This window comes from Rheinheimera baltica, assembly GCF_030731985.1.
GTDB classification, from domain to species: Bacteria; Pseudomonadota; Gammaproteobacteria; order Enterobacterales; family Alteromonadaceae; genus Alishewanella; species Alishewanella baltica.
On sequence record NZ_JAPJDY010000011.1, the window covers coordinates 108,442 to 125,508 of the forward strand.

Below are 17,067 nucleotides of genomic sequence, written 5' to 3' on the forward strand. Positions count from 1 at the left end.
AAACTTGTGTCTGATATAGATATATACGCCGACATTCGGCCTTATAACGATAATGAAGTGGCTCCGGCAATTGCACGCTTAATTGCCGACGATGAGTTCATCAAGGCGATTTTGCATTATCGCTTTCCGCATTTATCCGGCCGTTTTGGCTGGCTGTTATCGCCATTTATTAAGTTTGCCCTTACAAGGCGCTGGTCAAAGATTAAAACTGTTCAGGCGGTACAACGACAAGTTGCTGGTTTTATGGACCGGATGATCGATAAAACCACCAATAAAGTGACGGTATCGGGTCTTGAGCATTTAACACCGGGTAAAGCCTATTTATTTATATCTAACCATCGAGACATTGCCATGGACCCGGCATTGGTTAACTGGTGCTTGCACCACAATGGCTTTGATACTGTACGTATTGCTATCGGCGATAACTTGCTGCGAAAAGCTTGCGCGACTGAGCTGATGAAACTGAATAAAAGTTTTATTGTAAAGCGGGGCGCGAAAGGCCCGCGTGAAATGCTTAAAAATTTTTCACAATTGTCGGGGTATATTAAACATTCGCTGGAGCAGTGTCAGTCTATTTGGATTGCACAAAAAGAAGGACGGGCGAAAGATGGCAATGATGCAACTGACCCGGCAATTCTGAAAATGTTTTACATGGAAGGTAAAAAACGTGGTGAAGATTTTGCCAGTTTTATGCAAAGTCTGAATATTGTGCCGGTGTGCCTATCTTACGAATACGACCCCTGTGATGTAAGTAAAATATCAGAGCTGTGGCAAAAACGCGTGGCAGGGAACTACCAAAAAGCTGAATTTGAAGATATCGACAGTATTATAAAAGGCATTGTTGGCTATAAGGGCCGTGTTCATGTTGCCTTTTCGCAACCTCTGCAACAGGCTCCATCAGAACCAGAGCAATTGGCACAGGCTATTGATAAACAAATTTGGCAACAATATCGCTTGTTTCCGGTAAATTATTTAGCAGCGGGGCAACAACACAATAGCATTGATGAAAAAGTGGCTGAGCAATGGCAGCAGCGGTTGCAAGGGGTGCCCAAAGACGCGATATCCATGATGAGTGATTTGTATGCTGCGCCTTTAGTTAAACAGCTCCAGCTAGAGAAAGCATCGCATTGAGGTATTTGGTCGGCGTAACGTTGTTGTGGGCGTTCTCGTTTAGTTTGATTGGAGTCTATCTGGCCGGTCAGGTTGATGCCTATTTAGCGGTGTTAATCCGCGTTGTGCTGGCATGTTGCGTGTTTCTGCCGTTCTTAAGGGCACAGCCTTGGCCCTTAGTAATCAAATTGCTGACGTTAGGTGCTGTGCAGTTAGGGCTGATGTATTTATTTTATTATCAGGCTTTTTTGTTGTTGAGCGTGCCAGAAGTGCTTATTTTCACCATATTTACGCCAGTTTATATCACCCTATTGTATGACCTGATGCAGCGCCGCTTCCAATATCAATTTTTGTTGGCAGCAATAGTTGCCGTGCTGGCCGCTGCAATTATGCGTTATCACAGATTAAGTGAGGACTATTGGCTTGGCTTCGCACTAGTTCAGGGCGCCAATCTGTGTTTTGCTGTCGGTCAGGTGGGCTATAAATTATTAATGTCAAAACACATCAAAGCAATAAGGCAACATCAATTATTTGCTTGGTTTTACCTTGGTGCGTTAATTGTGGCTTTACCGGCCTGGGTTTGGCTTGGAGGGCCGAAGTATCCGGCAACTGCCGAGCAATGGGGCGTGCTATTGTGGTTAGGTCTGGTGGCATCAGGTGGTGGTTATTTTTGGTGGAATAAAGGGGCGACGCAAGTAAGCAGCGGCGTGTTGGCCGTAATGAACAATATGCTGATCCCTGCGGGTTTAGTAGTTAATATTGTTGTGTGGAATCGCAGTGAAAACTTACTGAGCATTGCACTGGGTTCATTATTATTAGTCATATCTTGCTGGTTATGCCAACCGCCGCGGCAAGTTGACGATTCTGGAGAAAAAGATGGCAAGACAAGTTAGTTATACTTTTAAAAAACAGCGTAAGGTCATCAATTTTAGCTATGACAAGCATCATGATATGTACGAGGCGGTCGCCGCGGCAGAAGGCATAGATTTAGCTGCTTTTCTTGCCATGGAGCAACAAGTGGCAATGACAGCTAAACGCGGAGCAGCGGTGAAGAATTATCGTCAACAAGAATTTGCCCGCATGGGCTTTGCCGATATCGCCTTTGTGCGGGAAGAAAAGTAAACGCAGAGCAGGAGCGTTACCTCTGGCTAATTTGCTGTATTAAATCGCAGGCAATAAAAAAGGACACTTAAGTGTCCTTTTTTTAGCAAGTGCTTAAATTACAGAACTGTAACGTTAGCAGCTTGTGGGCCTTTTTGGCCTTGTTCGATTTCGAACGCTACACGTTGACCTTCGTTTAAGGTTTTGTAGCCTTCAGTCTGGATCGCACGGAAGTGAACGAATGCGTCAGCGCCGCCGTTATCTTGAGTAATGAAACCGAAACCTTTATCAGCGTTGAACCACTTAACTACACCAGTTACTTTAGCCATGAATGACTCCTAAAAATTTAAATAAAACTAATTGACGCTTAATTGCGCTTTTAGCCTGACTGTTACCTTACTTATGCGGCCAAACGTGCGTGAATCTTCAGGACATGACTTACAATGAAGCTGTGTAGCGAAGTTTTCATAAACATTTTGTTACATAGGTCTGCTTTACAGGCCGAGACGCACTATAACAGGTCTGGACGGAATGTATATAGCAAAACACAAATAAACCGTTGTTAGGCAATAAAAAAGCGTAAAAAATAAAAAAGGCCGGAGATCCGGCCTTTTTGACTTGTTGCTTAATTATTGAGCATTAAGCATTTAATGCGGTTTGCGGCGCAATAAAGGCGAAACCTAAAGCTTCAGCCACACTTTCATTTGTTACCATGCCGTTTATAACGTTCAGGCCATTCATCAGATGAACATCATCTAACAATGCTTGCTTGTAACCTTTATTAGCCAAACGAATAATAAATGGCAGGGTAGCGTTGTTTAATGCAAAGGTAGAAGTACGTGGCACCGCGCCTGGCATGTTAGCTACGCAGTAATGCACTACTTCGTCGACAATATAAGTTGGGTCAGCATGGGTAGTCGGTTTTGATGTTTCAACACATCCACCCTGGTCGATAGCAACGTCGACAATAGCTGAACCTGGCTTCATGCGTTTAATATGGTCTTTAGTCACCAGTTTAGGCGCGGCTGCACCCGGCACTAATACACCACCGATAACTAAGTCAGCTGCCAGTACTTCTTGCTCTAACGCATCCGCAGTAGAGTAAATGGCTTTAACCGCGCCGTTAAATTGGGCGTTGATGCGGCGCAATACGTCTACACTACGATCCAGAACCGTAACATCAGCTCCTAAACCCAGTGCCATTTGCGCGGCGTTAGTACCCACCATGCCACCACCGATAACTACAACTTTTGCTGGTGCTACACCCGGTACGCCACCTAATAACATGCCGCGGCCGGCACAAGATTTCTCTAGTGCCCTTGCGCCTGCTTGAATTGACATACGGCCGGCAACTTCAGACATTGGCGCCAGTAGTGGTAAACCACCGCGATTGTCGGTAACGGTTTCATACGCTATACAAATGGCTTTTGATTTAATCAAATCTTCTGTTTGCGGTAAATCAGGTGCCAGGTGTAAATACGTGAACAGCACCTGACCTTCCCGCAACATGGCACGCTCAACAGCTTGAGGCTCTTTTACTTTAACGATCATGTCTGCCTGAGCAAATACGTCTGCTGCGGTTGCTAAAACTGTAGCACCGGCAGAAGTATAGTCTTCATCAGTAAAACCAATACCCATACCCGCATTGGTTTCTACCAGTACGCTATGTTTATGATTTATCAGCTCACGAACGCTAGCTGGAGTCATGCCAACACGGTATTCGTGGTTTTTAATTTCTTTTGGTACGCCAATGATCATCGTTTTATGCCCTATATTGAGGTAATTGTTGGCTGAGGTAACATTTATGCGCAGTATACTGCTAATTATATAGAATTAATGCTTGTTTTATAGCTATCTTGTAGTGTTTAATTCTGTTTAAATTTAAAAAGCAAATTTTTAAACTGCTATGTATTCTTTAAGTAAAAGTATCAAGAAGTTAGACCGTATTGACCGCAAAATATTGTTAGAATTACAACGTGACGGTCGGTTAGCTAATGTTGAACTTGCCCGCAGGGTCGGGCTCAGTCCTACGCCCTGTCTTGAACGCGTGCGTAAACTGGAAGCTGAAGGGGTGATATTAGGCTACACCGCACAGGTTGATCCGCAAAAAGTTGGGGCGGCGCTTTTGGTGTTTGTAGAGATTACGCTAAGTAAAACCTCCCCTGAAGATTTTGATGAATTTAGCAAAGCAGTAGAAAAGCTGGAGCAAATTCAGGAGTGCCATCTGGTATCGGGTAGTTTTGATTTTTTACTTAAAACCAGGGTAGCCAATATGGCAGCGTATCGTGAGTTGCTTGGTGAAACCTTACTTCGGTTACCCAGCGTCCGGGAAAGCCGTACTTATGTGGTTATGGAAGAAGTCAAGCAAACTACCTTTGTTGCAATCAGTAGTTAAATACGGGTTCAGCCACGCTTCACGGATGCACTTTTATAGTGTCTCTGGTATCTTAGCCTGCAGTACTAAACCTTGGTGCGCTTGAATAAAAAATAAAGACAATAGGTAGGGCCTTGCATTTGCAAAACAGAGTGTATTTTCCGTTAAACGGTGTGCAGCGGTTGCTGGAAGTTGGATTGATTGTGTTTTCCAGCCTTAGTGTATTTTTGTTGCTGGCATTGTTGTCATTTGACCCGGCAGATCCAAGCTGGTCACAAACGGGTTATCAAACCAGTACCCATAATTATGCGGGGCCTATTGGTGCCTGGTTGGCTGATTTACTGTTGTTTTGTTTTGGTTGGATTGCCTATTTAGTGCCTTTGTTAGTAGCCATTACCGGTTATCTTTTATTTAAACGCTTTCATGATTTACTTAGTCTTGATTATCTTATTTTAGGGTTACGCGTTATAGGTTTGGTGTTGACGCTTATCACTTCAACAGCCATTAGTAGTTTGAATTTTAACGATATATTTTATTTTTCGTCGGGTGGCGTTATTGGTGATGTAGTGAGTGGTGCCATGCTGCCGTATTTTAACTTTATAGGCACTATTTTATTACTGTTATCCGGTTTTGCTACCGGACTAACATTTTTGACAGGTATATCCTGGTTTACTGTGGCAGATGCGATAGGAGCGGCCTGTTTTACCGCAATGCAGTTTGTGATGTCTTTGCCGCAACGTCTACGCGAGCGCGGCAAAGATGATTACGACCCCTTTGCCGAAGAAAATACCGCAGGGCATATTGATGATCAGGAGGAAGAAGCTAATTTTACTGCTGAGCCAACACCTGCGCTGACAAGCAACAAAAAAACACCTCAATTGTCAAAACCTGCTGTTGAGCCCCTGCCTATTACGCCTTTGGATGTTAAACGCGATGCTAAAGCGTTTTATAGTGTCGATACACTGGCAGACGAGAACTTGTCATTTAGCGCTATTGACGAAACCGAAACAGCGTATTTTGGTGAGACATTACAGCAACTGGATTTACCGGCAGATGTTGCTTACGAGCCTATGGTCTCTGAAATTACGGACGAAGAAGACGACGGCGAAGAAGTGTCGCATCAATTAGAAGAACTGCCGTCTTTAGCGCTGCTAGATCGCCCGGATAAAGCCGAAAACCCGATTGACCCAGCAGACTTAGAACGGGTGTCTCGTTTAGTAGAAGCAAAACTATTAGATTTTAACGTTGAAGCAAACGTGGTAGGGGTTCATCCCGGCCCGGTAGTCACCCGGTTTGAGTTAGATTTAGCGCCGGGCGTTAAGGTAAGTAAAATTACCGGTTTATCGAAAGATTTAGCGCGTTCTTTGTCGGCAATAAGCGTGCGTGTGGTTGAGGTGATTCCGGGGAAATCTTTTATCGGTTTGGAATTACCGAACCAACATCGTGAGATTGTTCGGTTGTCAGAGGTTATTGGCGACGAAATTTTTGAACAATCCAAATCGCCACTTACAATGGTATTGGGCAAAGACATTGCCGGTAAATCTGTGGTGGCTGATTTGGCTAAAATGCCGCATTTATTGGTCGCGGGTACCACAGGTTCGGGTAAGTCGGTTGGGGTTAACGTAATGATTTGTAGTTTGTTATATAAATCAACCCCTGAAGATGTTCGCTTTTTAATGATCGACCCTAAAATGCTTGAGTTGTCAATTTATGAGGGGATCCCACACTTACTCACCGAAGTTGTAACTGACATGAAAGATGCCGCGAATGGTCTGCGTTGGTGTGTTGGTGAGATGGAACGGCGTTATAAATTAATGTCGGCGCTTGGGGTGCGCAATCTTAAAGGCTACAACGTTAAAGTAAAAGAAGCGATTGCTGAGGGCATGCCGTTAAAAGATCCGTTATGGCGGCCATCAGATGATATGCGTACCGAACAACCCCTGTTAGAGAAATTGCCTTCAATTGTCGTGGTGATTGATGAGTTTGCTGACATGATGATGATTGTTGGTAAAAAAGTAGAAGAGCTGATTGCCCGAATTGCACAAAAGGCAAGGGCCGCAGGAATTCACTTAATCCTGGCGACACAAAGGCCGTCGGTCGATGTCATCACTGGCTTAATTAAAGCCAATATTCCTACCCGTATTGCGTTTCAGGTATCGTCAAAAATTGATTCTCGTACCATTTTGGATCAGCAAGGCGCGGAAAGTCTGTTGGGGCAGGGTGATATGCTTTATTTACCGCCGGGTTCAGGCGTTCCAAACCGCGTACACGGTGCTTTTGTTGACGATCATGAAGTGCATGCGGTGGTGGCAGATTGGAAAAAGCGCGGCCGGCCTAATTATATACCTGAGATATTAACCGGGGAAACCACGGAAGAGAATCTACTACCTGGCGAAACTTTGGAAGGTGATGATGGAGAAGCTGATCCGTTATACGATCAAGCCGTTGCCTTTGTAACAGAAACGCGTCGTGCATCAGTATCGGGTGTACAGCGTAAATTCCGTATTGGCTATAACCGTGCCGCGCGTTTAGTTGAACAAATGGAGCACAGCGGCATTGTTACTGGGCCAGGCCATAATGGTAACCGTGAAGTGATGGCGCCAGCGCCACCAAAAGGATATTAAATGCTACGTCGGTATTTTACAGTAGGGCTAATGTTTTTATCAGGTCTGGCGTCGGCACAAACAGCCGAACAGACATTGCAGCGTAAATTGGCAACAATTAATACTTTTTCTGCCAGTTTTGAGCAGCAGGTGTTTGATGCTCAGCGGCAATTGTTACAACAGGGCAAAGGTCAGTTGGTGCTTAAGCAGCCGGCAAAATTCCGTTTTGAAACAACTGAGCCTGAACCTAACGTCTTTATTGGTCATGGCGAAACATTGTGGTTTTATAATGAATTGTTAGAACAGCTGACGATTTTTGATGCCGCAACCGAGGTTAATCGTACGCCTTTTGTGCTGTTAACATCAACGGATCCACAATTGTGGCAGCAATATGTTGTTTCTGAACAGGGCGAACAGTTTGTTATTGCATCAAAAGATAATACCAGCGCAGTGCAGCAACTTACCTTGAGTTTTTCGGCCGGTGCCTTATCTCGCATGCAGGTGCTGGACATAAACCAACAGCTTAGTGAGTTCAATTTTACCCTGGTACAATTAAATAATGAAATAGATGACAGTCTGTTTAAGTTTGTGCCGCCAGAGTTCACCGATATCGATGACCAGCGACAGAGATAACAGAGTGAATTCTTTACCGTTAGATTTTGCTGATGACTTTCGCCCGTTGGCAGCACGAATGCGACCCAGAACGTTGGCTGAGTATGCAGGCCAGCAACATTTAGTTGGTGATGGCACGGCGCTTAGAAAAGCCATTACTGACGGACGGGTATTTTCACTAATTCTTTGGGGACCGCCGGGTACCGGCAAAACGACACTAGCAGAGGTGATTGCTAAACAAGCTGATGCATCAATCATTAAGCTATCTGCTGTCACCTGTGGCATAAAAGAAATCCGTGACGCCATAACACAAGCACAGCAGCGACAGCAGCAATATCAGCAGCGCACCTTGTTATTTGTTGATGAAGTACATCGCTTTAATAAAAGCCAACAGGATGCGTTTTTACCCTTCATTGAAGATGGCACTATTATTTTTATTGGTGCAACCACCGAAAACCCGTCTTTTGCGCTAAATAATGCCATTTTGTCACGTGCCAGGGTGTGTGTACTTAAACCGCTTGCTGATGAAGATTTACAGCAAGTACTGTCGCAAGCTATAACTGATAAAGAGCGTGGGCTGGGTAATGTCGATCTTACTATTGTGCCCGATGCACAGCAGTTACTGTTGCAGTTGGCAGCAGGTGACGCGCGTAAATTGCTTAATTTGCTTGAGCAGGCCGTTGAGCTTGCCGGTATTGTCGATAATGTTAAACAGATTGATTTTGCGATTTTAAAGCATCTGGTACCTAAACAGCTACCCGGGTTTGATAACCAGGGGGATATGTTTTACGACCTTATTTCTGCATTTCATAAGTCGGTGCGAGGTTCTGATCCCGATGCGGCGTTATATTGGTACTGTCGAATTTTAGCCGGTGGCGGCGATCCGCTATATGTAGCCAGGCGCTTACTCGCTATTGCTAGTGAGGATATAGGTAATGCTGACCCTCGCGCGTTGACGTTAGCGCTTAATGCCTGGGACACGTTTGAACGTGTTGGCCCAGCTGAGGGCGAGCGAGCCATAGCGCAAGCGGCAGTGTATCTGGCATTGGCACCAAAAAGTAATGCGGTATACAGTGCGTTTAATCAAATAAAAAAAATAGTAGCAGAACACCCGGCATACGAAGTGCCGCTGCATTTACGTAATGCACCAACGTCATTAATGAAGCAGCTAGGCTTTGGCGAGGGATATCGTTATGCGCACGATGAACCCGGCGCTTATGCTGCAGGAGAACGTTATTTACCCGCTGAGCTGGCTGACCAACAGTTTTACCAACCGGTAGAGCGAGGTATGGAGAAGCAGCTTGCTGAGAAATTGCGCTATTTAAAACAGTTAGATCAGGATAGTGTGCAGCAAAGAGATAAAAAATGTTGACCTATGTTGCTGTTGCCATTGGTGGTGCAGTAGGGGCGTGTTTACGCTATGCCACTAATGAGTTGGCATTGAATGTTTTTGGTAAAGCATTCCCTTTTGGAACGTTGGTGGTTAATATTCTCGGCTCATTTGTTCTGGGGTTGTTGTATGCGCTGCTAAGTAATGGTGTACTAGCCGTATCTCCCTGGCGAGCGTTGGTTACTATTGGTTTAATCGGCGCTTTCACCACGTTTTCAACTTTTTCGCTGGATACTGTCTTGCTGTTACAGCAAGGCGACTGGCTTAAAGCAATCGCCAACGTATTATTAAATGTGTTGTTATGTTTAACGCTTGCCTGGTTAGGGCTTAAACTGGGTTCAATGAAGTAAATACTATGTTAGATCCGAAATTTTTGCGTAATGAATTAACTGAAACTGCCGCGCGTTTGGCACAGCGTGGTTTTACTTTGGATGTTTCACGCTTAACGGCGTTGGAAGAGCAGCGCCGTCAGTTGCAAGTTGCAACGCAGGAGTTGCAAAATCAGCGTAATACTAAGTCCAAAGCAATAGGCCAGGCTAAAGGACGCGGGGAAGATATTACTCCGTTACTGGCTGAGGTTGATGGCTTGGGGGCACAATTAGATGCAGCGAAACATCAGCTGGACGCCGTTCTAGCCGAGGTTGAACAAATTGCATTGACTGTGCCTAACCTGGCAGACAGCTCAGTGCCTTTGGGTAAAGATGAAAATGAAAATGTTGAAGTTCGCCGTTTTGGTGAGCCTCGCCAGTTTGAATTTGAGGTTAAAGATCACGTCGCATTGGGTGAGGCGTTAGATAAAGGCCTGGATTTCGAGAGTGCAGTAAAAATTGCAGGTTCACGTTTTGTCGTGATGCGCGGCAAAATCGCTAGGTTACATCGTGCTTTAACGCAGTTTATGCTGGATTTACATAGCACTGAACATGGTTACACAGAGTTATATGTACCTTATCTTGTAAATCATACCAGTCTTTACGGCACAGGCCAGTTACCCAAATTTGGCGCAGACTTGTTCCATACACAACCGGCGACGGAAGAAGGACAGGGCATGGCCCTGATCCCCACAGCAGAAGTCCCCGTAACTAATTTGGCGCGGGATACCATATTTGATGCGTCTGAGCTTCCAGTGAAATATACCGCCCACACGCCATGTTTTCGCAGTGAAGCAGGTTCTTATGGTCGCGATACCCGGGGACTCATTCGCCAGCATCAGTTTGACAAGGTAGAGTTGGTACAGCTGGTGCAGCCTGAGCATTCTATGCAAGCGCTGGAAGAGCTTACCGGTCACGCAGAGAAAGTGCTGCAGTTATTAGGCTTACCTTATCGGGTCATGCTGTTATGTACTGGAGATATGGGCTTTGGTTCGAGCAAAACCTTCGATCTTGAAGTGTGGTTGCCAGCTCAGAATACATATCGTGAAATTTCTTCTTGCAGTAACATGGGCGATTTCCAAGCTCGACGTATGCAGGCGAGATACCGCAGCACTGATATGAAAAAGCCGGAGTTGATCCATACCTTAAACGGTTCTGCTTTAGCGGTGGGGCGTACGTTGGTTGCAATATTAGAGAACTACCAACAAGCAGATGGCAGTATTGAAGTACCTCAGGTGCTACGTAGCTATATGGGTGGCGTTGCTCGTATAGGTTAAGTGGTGTAAATATCTACTCTATCTCAGGCTATAGCTTTGCTTATACTGAGGTAGAGTATATGCGGAGTGAGCATATGGCACCAAAGCGTAAAAGAAGCATAAAGCAAACCAATCCACCGTTGATGCGCAGTATTTATTGGGCCATCGTTATCGGCATTATTGCTGTTTTTGTTATTGTTACGCTGGAGGGTATAGTCGGTATTATGCGCAGCAGCACAACGTAGCACTTTTTCCGTTATAAGCACTTTGCTGGCTTAGGTAAGCCGGCAATTCGTGTAGCTTGCTTTGCCGGGCCTTGTGGAAATAGTTGAAACAAATATTTACTGTTGCCTTTTTCCGCCCCCAACTTTTGTGCCATAGCTTTTACCAAAATACGCATTGCCGGTGATGTATTAAATTCGAGATAAAAATCACGTACAAAATGCACGACTTCCCAATGAGCGTCAGTGAGGTTAATTTGCTCTAATAACGCAAAGTGCTCGGCAACTTGTATGTTCCAGTCTGTTAAATTAGCAAGATAACCATGTTTATCCAGCACTAGATTTGCATTATCAATCATTAATTCTGCCATAACAGGTTTTGCTTAGCATTGATGGTTAATTCGAGCCACTGCTTTGCCGTTACTACGACAATATCTTCTGGTACTAAAACATGTCTAACGTATATATCGCTGTCTAATGCATAGCGTTGGGTTGTTGGCCAGCTGATGTCGTTGCGTAGACACAAATATACCGCATCTTGTCGAAGTAAGATTGCGTCAGTGACTGCACAAACTTGAGCAAGGTTGGCCAGATTAATTGTTGGTGAAATTATGCTAATGAGTTTCATTTTAGCTGCTAATTACCTGATGTTGTTCCGCCAATAACACAGTGATGTCATTTGCAGACACTGGCCTTGCGGCTGTGACTAGTTGATTTTGTTTAATGCCTCGCTCACGCAATGATTGCTCGCAGACATACACCTGGTCAATATCGTATAGTTCAAACAATTTAAAACTGCGCGGGTACGCTTTTAACGCAAAATCAGGCTGGTCCTTGGTTGGTAGTAGCTGGAATACGGCATCGCCGCTAAATAGCACACTGACGTTATGATCGACCGCAGCGAGTGCTAATATAAGATCAAGTGCTTCACGTCCTTGGGCATTGTTAAAAGGGCTGTAACGCAGCAATACCAGTAAATTACACATTAAAATTGTACCAATTTATCTATATTTGTCTGTCGCATTGCAAACTCTGCCAAGCCTGCTGCGATATAGCCTTTACGGGCCGGCAAAGTATCACTTACAACACCACGTTTTTCAGCAGCTGTAATACAAAACAGCAATGGAATGCTGTGCTGATGACAGAAACTGGCCAACATGGCGCTAATATCTGGCTCATCGGCGGGCAAATCAATATTTGCCGCAGCAGAGTAAACTGCTTCTTGGTATAAAAAGATATGGTCAATCTGGTGGCCATGCTCAACAGCTGTTTTGGCAAATAACAATGCACTAGCCAGACTTTGGCTGGCGTAGCTATTGGAAGTGATTAATAAACCAAAACGTGTCATATGCCGCCCAAATAAAAAATGCCCCGAAGTGGGGGCATTTTAACTAATAAGCATCACTAGGCAAAGTAGCGTTATTAATCATCACCACCAAAAACGCCTAGTAGTTGCAGCAGATTTACAAAAATGTTGAAGACATTTAAATAAAGGCTCACTGTAGCGCGGATGTAATTAGTTTCGCCACCGTTGATAATACGGCTGGTATCAAACAGGATTAGTGCTGACATAATAAGAATAATGGCAGCGCTGATAGTCAGGCTAAGGGCCGGAATGTTAAGGAAGATATTCGCCAGTGCAGCAACTAAAACTACAATAAGGCCTACTGTTAAAAAACCACCCATGAAAGAGAAATCTTTACGTGTAGTTAGCGCATAAGCCGACAGACTGAAGAAGATTAGTGCTGTACCGCCTAATGCTTGCATTATTAAAGAAGGTCCGTTTGCCAAACCTGCATAATAATTTAGCATCGGGCCTAACGAGGCGCCTAATGCGCCAGTAAAGGCGAAAACCCAAAAAATACCACTGGCTGAATCCGCTTTTTTGTTAACAACAAAGAGCATGATAAAGCCTGCAACAAAAAAGACGATAGACATCATTGGCGACATATTTAGCGCCATTGCAACGCCGGCTGTAACTGCGCTGAAAGCCAATGTCATTGCCAATAAAAAATAGGTGTTACGAAGTACTTTATTAATTTCAACACTGCGTCCGGCAGTACTGATCGTTGTTGTTTCTCTGTATGACATTAATTGTTCTCCTAATACAAAGGTTTATTAATATAACTGACATTATAATACGCAGATAGTTCACACTAGACCAGTGGTTGAAGTAAGAATTTGGTGACGGTGAGATTTTTTTGCATTTAATGCTTTCTTTTCTCAACCTAAGTGATTAATATACGCGTCGCCGGAGGGATGGCAGAGCGGTTTAATGCACCGGTCTTGAAAACCGGCGTGGGTTAATAGCCCACCGAGAGTTCGAATCTCTCTCCCTCCGCCACTTACACCTCACCTTCAAATAATTTACTTGTCATTTCCGAAGCAAAAAATAAATCCATTTGTTTAAAATTATTAACTTTTCTGGCACACTTTGCATGAACTGGTCAAAACCACTAGTTCCGACTCAAATTGTTTAGCAAAAGTGTTTCTGCTCAGCTATGCTAACCAATTATAATAATTCTAATATCCAGTGAAGCGGAGAGGCTAAATTGATTAACGTCTTGTTAGTTGATGATCATGAGCTTGTACGTACTGGGATCAGTCGCATTCTAATGGATGAGCGCGGTATCAAGGTGATTGGCGAAGCTGGCTCAGGTGAAGAAGCACTACAATTTTGCCGTCAACACGAACCTGATGTTGTGTTGATGGATATGAATATGCCAGGTATGGGAGGCATGACAGCGACGAAGCGTATACTGCATTATTGTCCAGACATTAAAGTTTTGGCTTTATCAGTGTCGTGTGAAGAGCCTGTGCCAACCAAAGTTATGCAGTTAGGCGCTGCAGGTTTTATTTCTAAAAACTCACCGCCACGTGAAATGGTGTCAGCCATTCGCAAAGTTTATACCGGTGTGAGACATATTTCTGACGAAGTTGCGCAAAAAATGGCCTTGAGTAAGGTAAATAACCTTAGTCAAAACCCTTTTGATGATTTATCTGACCGTGAACTGCAAATTATGATGATGATTACGCAGGGACAAAAAGTTACGGATATCGCGGATCAATTAAATGTTAGTGCGAAAACGGTTAATTCATATCGTTATCGTATGTTTGAGAAGCTTGCTATTAGTGGTGATGTCGAACTAACGCATTTGGCATTGCGACACGGTATGATTGACATCGCAAAAGCCTGATGTTCGATTCCAGAACCTTTTTAACCACTGTACCGCATCAGCCTGGTGTTTACCGCATGGTAAATGCCGCTGAGCAGGTTATTTATGTTGGCAAGGCTAAAGACCTACGCAACAGGTTAAGTAGTTATTTTCGTCGTACCGTCGATAGTGTTAAAACCCGCTCGCTGGTTAGCCAGATAGCGCAAGTTGAATACACCTTGACTCACAGCGAAACAGAAGCACTTATCCTCGAAAATAACCTTATCAAACAATTTATGCCACGTTACAACGTGTTGCTTCGGGATGATAAATCCTATCCTTATATTTTAATAACTGATCATAAACATCCAAGAATTAGCTCACACCGTGGGTCATGTAAAGCAGCGGGGCAGTACTTTGGTCCCTATCCAAACGCTGGGGCTGTTTGGCAAAGTTTAAAAACGCTACAGAAGATTTTTCCAATCCGCCAGTGTGAAGACGGGTTTTATCGCGCCAGAACACGTCCTTGCCTGCAGTATCAATTGAAGCTGTGTTCGGCGCCCTGTGTTGGCAAAATTACTGATGAGGCCTATCAGCAGCAAGTAAAACTAGCAAGCTTATTTCTACTTGGGAAAGATCAGCAGGTGATAGATAACCTGGTGCAGGATATGAATCGGGCTAGTGAAGAATTGCAGTTTGAACAAGCAGCGCAATTACGGGATAAAATCATTGCGCTGCGAAAAGTTCAGGAGCAGCAAAGCGTCAGTGGCGATCATGACGAAATGGATGTTATAGGCTTTGTGTTTTCACATGGAGTCGCTGCGGTACATGCACTTTTTGTCCGTGATAAAAAAATCCTTGGCAGTAAGGCGTATTTTCCTAAAGTGCCTGCTGATACTGAAGAAGATGAAATTCTTACTGCGTTTATCTTGCAGTTTTATCTAGATGGTTATGGTACTCAGCAAATGCCACGCGAAATTGTATTGTCGCATCCATTATCCGATGGAGATGTTGTTGCTGCAGCGATTAGCGAAATTGCTGGCCGTAAAGTTCGTATTACCTATGCCCAGCGAGGTGAAAAGGCAAAATATCTTAGCCTTGCACTGAAAAATGCCCAGCTATCTTGTGATAATAAGCAATCGCAGGCACAAAAAACAGCATTGCGGTATCAGCAATTGCAGCAGGTGCTACAGCTTGATAACGCTATTAATCGTATGGAATGCTTCGACATAAGCCATACCATGGGGCAGGCAACAATTGCTTCTTGTGTCGTGTTTGACGGCCAGGGACCGTTTAAAGCAGAATATCGGCGTTATAACGTTACCGGTATTACTGGAGGTGACGACTATGCAGCTATGGCGTTTGCCCTGAATAAACGCTACGGCAAAGTGCAGGATACCGACAAAATACCTGATATTATTTTTATTGATGGTGGACAAGGGCAGCTGAACATTGCCATTGAGCAATTTTTAGACTGGCCACACGAGAAACATCCCATTTTGGTTGGAGTCGCTAAAGGCACGAGCAGAAAGCCAGGTTTGGAGACGTTGATTTTAGCCAAAAGCGGACGCAGTATTCACTTAGCTGAAGATGCACCAGCACTACATTTAATTCAACAAATTCGTGACGAAGCACATCGCTTTGCGATAACCGGTCATCGAAACAAGCGTGGTAAGGCGTTCGTTATTAGCCCACTTGAGCAAGTGAAAGGTATTGGTGAAAAACGCCGGCAAGCATTATTACAATATTTGGGTGGGCTGCAAGGCGTAATGAGAGCATCCATTACAGAACTTAGCTCTGTACCGGGTATTTCAAAGGCTCAGGCGGAAAAGATTTACCAAGCCTGCCATAACAAGTAGCATAGCGACATGGATGCTGTAGAGAATAATAAGATGTGGAATATTCCCAATCTGTTAACCCTGTTCCGACTGTTTTTAATCCCGGTTTTTATAGTGTGTTTTTACTCAGGTGTTGAGAATGCACGATTTTGGGCCGCTTTTGTCTTCTGGCTTGCAGCAATTACAGATGCATTAGATGGTTATCTGGCGCGTAAGCTGCAGCAGTCTACGCCTTTTGGTGCTTTTTTAGATCCTGTGGCTGATAAAGTCATGGTGGCGGTAGCCCTAGTATTAATTGCCGTTGATAGTTTATCGTTATGGGTAACGGTTCCTGCCATTATTATGATAAGTCGCGAAATTGTCATTTCGGCGCTGCGTGAATGGATGGCAGAGCTAGGGAAACGCGCGAATGTGGCAGTATCAAATCTGGGTAAATATAAGACTATTGCACAAATGCTGGCATTAATTGGACTAATTTGGCGGCCCGAACATTGGTTTGTAAGCTGGTTTACCCCTGCAGGTATGCTGTTGTTATACATTGCAACCGTGCTAACACTATGGTCAATGTACAGTTATTTGCGTGCCGCCTGGCGAGATTTGGTGCACTAGGCGATGTTTTTGTTGATTATTAACGCAACTCAGTCAAATTTTAATCAGTCAGTCATAAAAGCAAAAATTTATTATTGACTGGCTGAATTAAAACAGTAGAATGCGTCACGTGTTAAGGCACATGGCCATAACAACGCGAGTATAGCTCAGCTGGTAGAGCGCGACCTTGCCAAGGTCGAGGTCACGAGTTCGAACCTCGTTACTCGCTCCAACTCTTTCAAAGAGTAAAATTGTTTGAATGGCGGGTTGGCAGAGTGGCCATGCAGCGGATTGCAAATCCGTCCACCTCGGTTCGACTCCGGGACCCGCCTCCATCACACAATGCGTTGTTAGGTTAAAGTAGTAAAAAGTTGTCTGCCCGGGTGGTGAAATCGGTAGACACAAGGGATTTAAAATCCCTCGCTCGAAAGGGCGTGCCGGTTCAAGTCCG

At 44.4% G+C, this 17,067-nt stretch carries 20 protein-coding genes and 3 tRNA genes; 16 read left to right on the plus strand and 7 right to left on the minus strand.

What is annotated here, in order from left to right; genetic code table 11:
* Positions 1 to 6: 6 nt before the first annotated feature.
* From ORJ00_RS17490 to ORJ00_RS17500, 3 genes are read left to right on the plus strand one after another with little or no spacing between them, the layout of a single operon-like run.
* Positions 7 to 1,131 carry a 1-acyl-sn-glycerol-3-phosphate acyltransferase gene (locus ORJ00_RS17490; RefSeq protein WP_306140452.1) on the plus strand — a complete coding sequence of 375 codons (1,125 nt, stop codon included), beginning with the start codon at positions 7 to 9 and terminating at the stop codon, positions 1,129 to 1,131.
* Positions 1,128 to 2,003 carry an EamA family transporter gene (locus ORJ00_RS17495; protein WP_306140453.1) on the plus strand — a complete coding sequence of 292 codons (876 nt, stop codon included), beginning with the start codon at positions 1,128 to 1,130 and terminating at the stop codon, positions 2,001 to 2,003. The genes ORJ00_RS17490 and ORJ00_RS17495 overlap by 4 nt, the downstream gene beginning before the upstream one ends.
* The gene (locus ORJ00_RS17500) at positions 1,987 to 2,232 is read left to right on the plus strand and encodes a DUF2960 domain-containing protein (RefSeq protein WP_027670167.1); all 246 of its coding nucleotides are present in this window, start codon (positions 1,987 to 1,989) and stop codon (positions 2,230 to 2,232) included. Before ORJ00_RS17495 ends, ORJ00_RS17500 begins: the two co-directional genes overlap by 17 nt.
* Positions 2,233 to 2,330: 98 nt before the next feature.
* Here ORJ00_RS17500 and cspE read toward each other — a convergent pair whose 3' ends face one another.
* Positions 2,331 to 2,540: a transcription antiterminator/RNA stability regulator CspE gene (gene cspE / locus ORJ00_RS17505; protein ID WP_027670166.1), complete on the minus strand. Its 210-nt coding sequence runs from the start codon at positions 2,538 to 2,540 to the stop codon at positions 2,331 to 2,333.
* Positions 2,541 to 2,850: 310 nt separating this feature from the next.
* Complete coding sequence (ald, locus tag ORJ00_RS17510) at positions 2,851 to 3,969, minus strand: alanine dehydrogenase (protein WP_027670165.1); 1,119 nt, start codon at positions 3,967 to 3,969, stop codon at positions 2,851 to 2,853.
* 148 nt (positions 3,970 to 4,117) lie between these two features.
* On the opposite strand from ald, the gene lrp reads away from it, so the two are divergent.
* The 7 genes from lrp to ORJ00_RS17545 all read left to right on the plus strand — a co-directional run bounded on the left by lrp (position 4,118) and on the right by ORJ00_RS17545 (position 11,059).
* Positions 4,118 to 4,606, plus strand: a complete 489-nt coding sequence (lrp, locus tag ORJ00_RS17515) for a leucine-responsive transcriptional regulator Lrp (protein WP_027670164.1) — start codon at positions 4,118 to 4,120, stop codon at positions 4,604 to 4,606.
* A 119-nt stretch (positions 4,607 to 4,725) separates the two neighbouring features.
* Positions 4,726 to 7,209, plus strand: a complete 2,484-nt coding sequence (locus ORJ00_RS17520) for a DNA translocase FtsK (RefSeq protein WP_306140459.1) — start codon at positions 4,726 to 4,728, stop codon at positions 7,207 to 7,209.
* Entirely contained in the window at positions 7,210 to 7,821 is a 612-nt protein-coding gene (lolA, locus tag ORJ00_RS17525) for an outer membrane lipoprotein periplasmic chaperone LolA (RefSeq protein WP_306140454.1), read from the plus strand.
* Between the two features lie 4 nt (positions 7,822 to 7,825).
* A complete protein-coding gene (locus tag ORJ00_RS17530; protein ID WP_370304658.1) occupies positions 7,826 to 9,172 on the plus strand; it encodes a replication-associated recombination protein A in 1,347 nt (448 codons plus the stop codon).
* Positions 9,166 to 9,540, plus strand: a complete 375-nt coding sequence (crcB, locus tag ORJ00_RS17535) for a fluoride efflux transporter CrcB (RefSeq protein WP_027670160.1) — start codon at positions 9,166 to 9,168, stop codon at positions 9,538 to 9,540. Before ORJ00_RS17530 ends, crcB begins: the two co-directional genes overlap by 7 nt.
* Positions 9,541 to 9,545: 5 nt before the next feature.
* Positions 9,546 to 10,835, plus strand: a complete 1,290-nt coding sequence (gene serS / locus ORJ00_RS17540) for a serine--tRNA ligase (protein WP_306125562.1) — start codon at positions 9,546 to 9,548, stop codon at positions 10,833 to 10,835.
* Positions 10,836 to 10,909: 74 nt separating this feature from the next.
* Positions 10,910 to 11,059: a hypothetical protein gene (locus ORJ00_RS17545; RefSeq protein ID WP_156885922.1), complete on the plus strand. Its 150-nt coding sequence runs from the start codon at positions 10,910 to 10,912 to the stop codon at positions 11,057 to 11,059.
* An 11-nt stretch (positions 11,060 to 11,070) separates the two neighbouring features.
* Here the strand turns inward: ORJ00_RS17545 and ORJ00_RS17550 are convergent, their stop codons facing one another.
* The 5 genes from ORJ00_RS17550 to ORJ00_RS17570 all read right to left on the minus strand — a co-directional run bounded on the left by ORJ00_RS17550 (position 11,071) and on the right by ORJ00_RS17570 (position 13,126).
* A complete protein-coding gene (locus ORJ00_RS17550) occupies positions 11,071 to 11,406 on the minus strand; it encodes a TusE/DsrC/DsvC family sulfur relay protein (RefSeq protein ID WP_084153467.1) in 336 nt (111 codons plus the stop codon).
* A complete protein-coding gene (locus tag ORJ00_RS17555) occupies positions 11,394 to 11,663 on the minus strand; it encodes a DsrH/TusB family sulfur metabolism protein (RefSeq protein ID WP_027670157.1) in 270 nt (89 codons plus the stop codon). The genes ORJ00_RS17550 and ORJ00_RS17555 overlap by 13 nt, the downstream gene beginning before the upstream one ends.
* 1 nt (position 11,664) lies before the next feature.
* Complete coding sequence (gene tusC / locus ORJ00_RS17560; RefSeq protein ID WP_306140455.1) at positions 11,665 to 12,021, minus strand: sulfurtransferase complex subunit TusC; 357 nt, start codon at positions 12,019 to 12,021, stop codon at positions 11,665 to 11,667.
* Positions 12,021 to 12,383 (minus strand): sulfurtransferase complex subunit TusD, encoded by a 363-nt coding sequence (gene tusD / locus ORJ00_RS17565; protein WP_306140456.1) that lies wholly within the window; start codon positions 12,381 to 12,383, stop codon positions 12,021 to 12,023. The genes tusC and tusD overlap by 1 nt, the downstream gene beginning before the upstream one ends.
* A gap of 74 nt (positions 12,384 to 12,457) precedes the next feature.
* On the minus strand, positions 12,458 to 13,126 hold the full coding sequence (locus tag ORJ00_RS17570) for a Bax inhibitor-1/YccA family protein (RefSeq protein ID WP_027670154.1): 669 nt from the start codon (positions 13,124 to 13,126) through the stop codon (positions 12,458 to 12,460).
* 162 nt (positions 13,127 to 13,288) lie between these two features.
* Between ORJ00_RS17570 and ORJ00_RS17575 the strand changes: the two genes are divergently transcribed.
* The 6 genes from ORJ00_RS17575 to ORJ00_RS17600 all read left to right on the plus strand — a co-directional run bounded on the left by ORJ00_RS17575 (position 13,289) and on the right by ORJ00_RS17600 (position 16,951).
* Positions 13,289 to 13,379, plus strand: a tRNA-Ser gene (locus ORJ00_RS17575).
* 208 nt (positions 13,380 to 13,587) lie between these two features.
* Positions 13,588 to 14,232 (plus strand): UvrY/SirA/GacA family response regulator transcription factor, encoded by a 645-nt coding sequence (gene uvrY / locus ORJ00_RS17580; protein ID WP_027670153.1) that lies wholly within the window; start codon positions 13,588 to 13,590, stop codon positions 14,230 to 14,232.
* Positions 14,232 to 16,049 carry an excinuclease ABC subunit UvrC gene (gene uvrC / locus ORJ00_RS17585; protein WP_306140457.1) on the plus strand — a complete coding sequence of 606 codons (1,818 nt, stop codon included), beginning with the start codon at positions 14,232 to 14,234 and terminating at the stop codon, positions 16,047 to 16,049. The genes uvrY and uvrC overlap by 1 nt, the downstream gene beginning before the upstream one ends.
* 33 nt (positions 16,050 to 16,082) lie before the next feature.
* A complete protein-coding gene (pgsA, locus tag ORJ00_RS17590; RefSeq protein WP_027670151.1) occupies positions 16,083 to 16,637 on the plus strand; it encodes a CDP-diacylglycerol--glycerol-3-phosphate 3-phosphatidyltransferase in 555 nt (184 codons plus the stop codon).
* 135 nt (positions 16,638 to 16,772) lie between these two features.
* Positions 16,773 to 16,848: transfer RNA gene (locus tag ORJ00_RS17595), tRNA-Gly, on the plus strand.
* A 29-nt stretch (positions 16,849 to 16,877) separates the two neighbouring features.
* Positions 16,878 to 16,951: transfer RNA gene (locus ORJ00_RS17600), tRNA-Cys, on the plus strand.
* Positions 16,952 to 17,067: the final 116 nt, after the last annotated feature.

Excerpts from the sequence above, each read along its gene's own strand:
- ORJ00_RS17570 (WP_027670154.1), bottom strand. The coding sequence starts at position 13,126 with ATGTCATACAGAGAAACAACAACGATCAGTACTGCCGGACGCAGTGTT.
- ORJ00_RS17550 (WP_084153467.1), bottom strand. The coding sequence starts at position 11,406 with ATGGCAGAATTAATGATTGATAATGCAAATCTAGTGCTGGATAAACAT.
- ORJ00_RS17555 (WP_027670157.1), bottom strand. The coding sequence starts at position 11,663 with ATGAAACTCATTAGCATAATTTCACCAACAATTAATCTGGCCAACCTT.
- tusC (WP_306140455.1), bottom strand. The coding sequence starts at position 12,021 with ATGTGTAATTTACTGGTATTGCTGCGTTACAGCCCTTTTAACAATGCC.
- lolA (WP_306140454.1), top strand. The coding sequence starts at position 7,210 with ATGCTACGTCGGTATTTTACAGTAGGGCTAATGTTTTTATCAGGTCTG.
- serS (WP_306125562.1), top strand. The coding sequence starts at position 9,546 with ATGTTAGATCCGAAATTTTTGCGTAATGAATTAACTGAAACTGCCGCG.
- ald (WP_027670165.1), bottom strand. The coding sequence starts at position 3,969 with ATGATCATTGGCGTACCAAAAGAAATTAAAAACCACGAATACCGTGTT.
- uvrC (WP_306140457.1), top strand. The coding sequence starts at position 14,232 with ATGTTCGATTCCAGAACCTTTTTAACCACTGTACCGCATCAGCCTGGT.
- ORJ00_RS17545 (WP_156885922.1), top strand. The coding sequence starts at position 10,910 with ATGGCACCAAAGCGTAAAAGAAGCATAAAGCAAACCAATCCACCGTTG.
- crcB (WP_027670160.1), top strand. The coding sequence starts at position 9,166 with ATGTTGACCTATGTTGCTGTTGCCATTGGTGGTGCAGTAGGGGCGTGT.
- lrp (WP_027670164.1), top strand. The coding sequence starts at position 4,118 with ATGTATTCTTTAAGTAAAAGTATCAAGAAGTTAGACCGTATTGACCGC.
- cspE (WP_027670166.1), bottom strand. The coding sequence starts at position 2,540 with ATGGCTAAAGTAACTGGTGTAGTTAAGTGGTTCAACGCTGATAAAGGT.
- pgsA (WP_027670151.1), top strand. The coding sequence starts at position 16,083 with ATGTGGAATATTCCCAATCTGTTAACCCTGTTCCGACTGTTTTTAATC.
- ORJ00_RS17500 (WP_027670167.1), top strand. The coding sequence starts at position 1,987 with ATGGCAAGACAAGTTAGTTATACTTTTAAAAAACAGCGTAAGGTCATC.
- tusD (WP_306140456.1), bottom strand. The coding sequence starts at position 12,383 with ATGACACGTTTTGGTTTATTAATCACTTCCAATAGCTACGCCAGCCAA.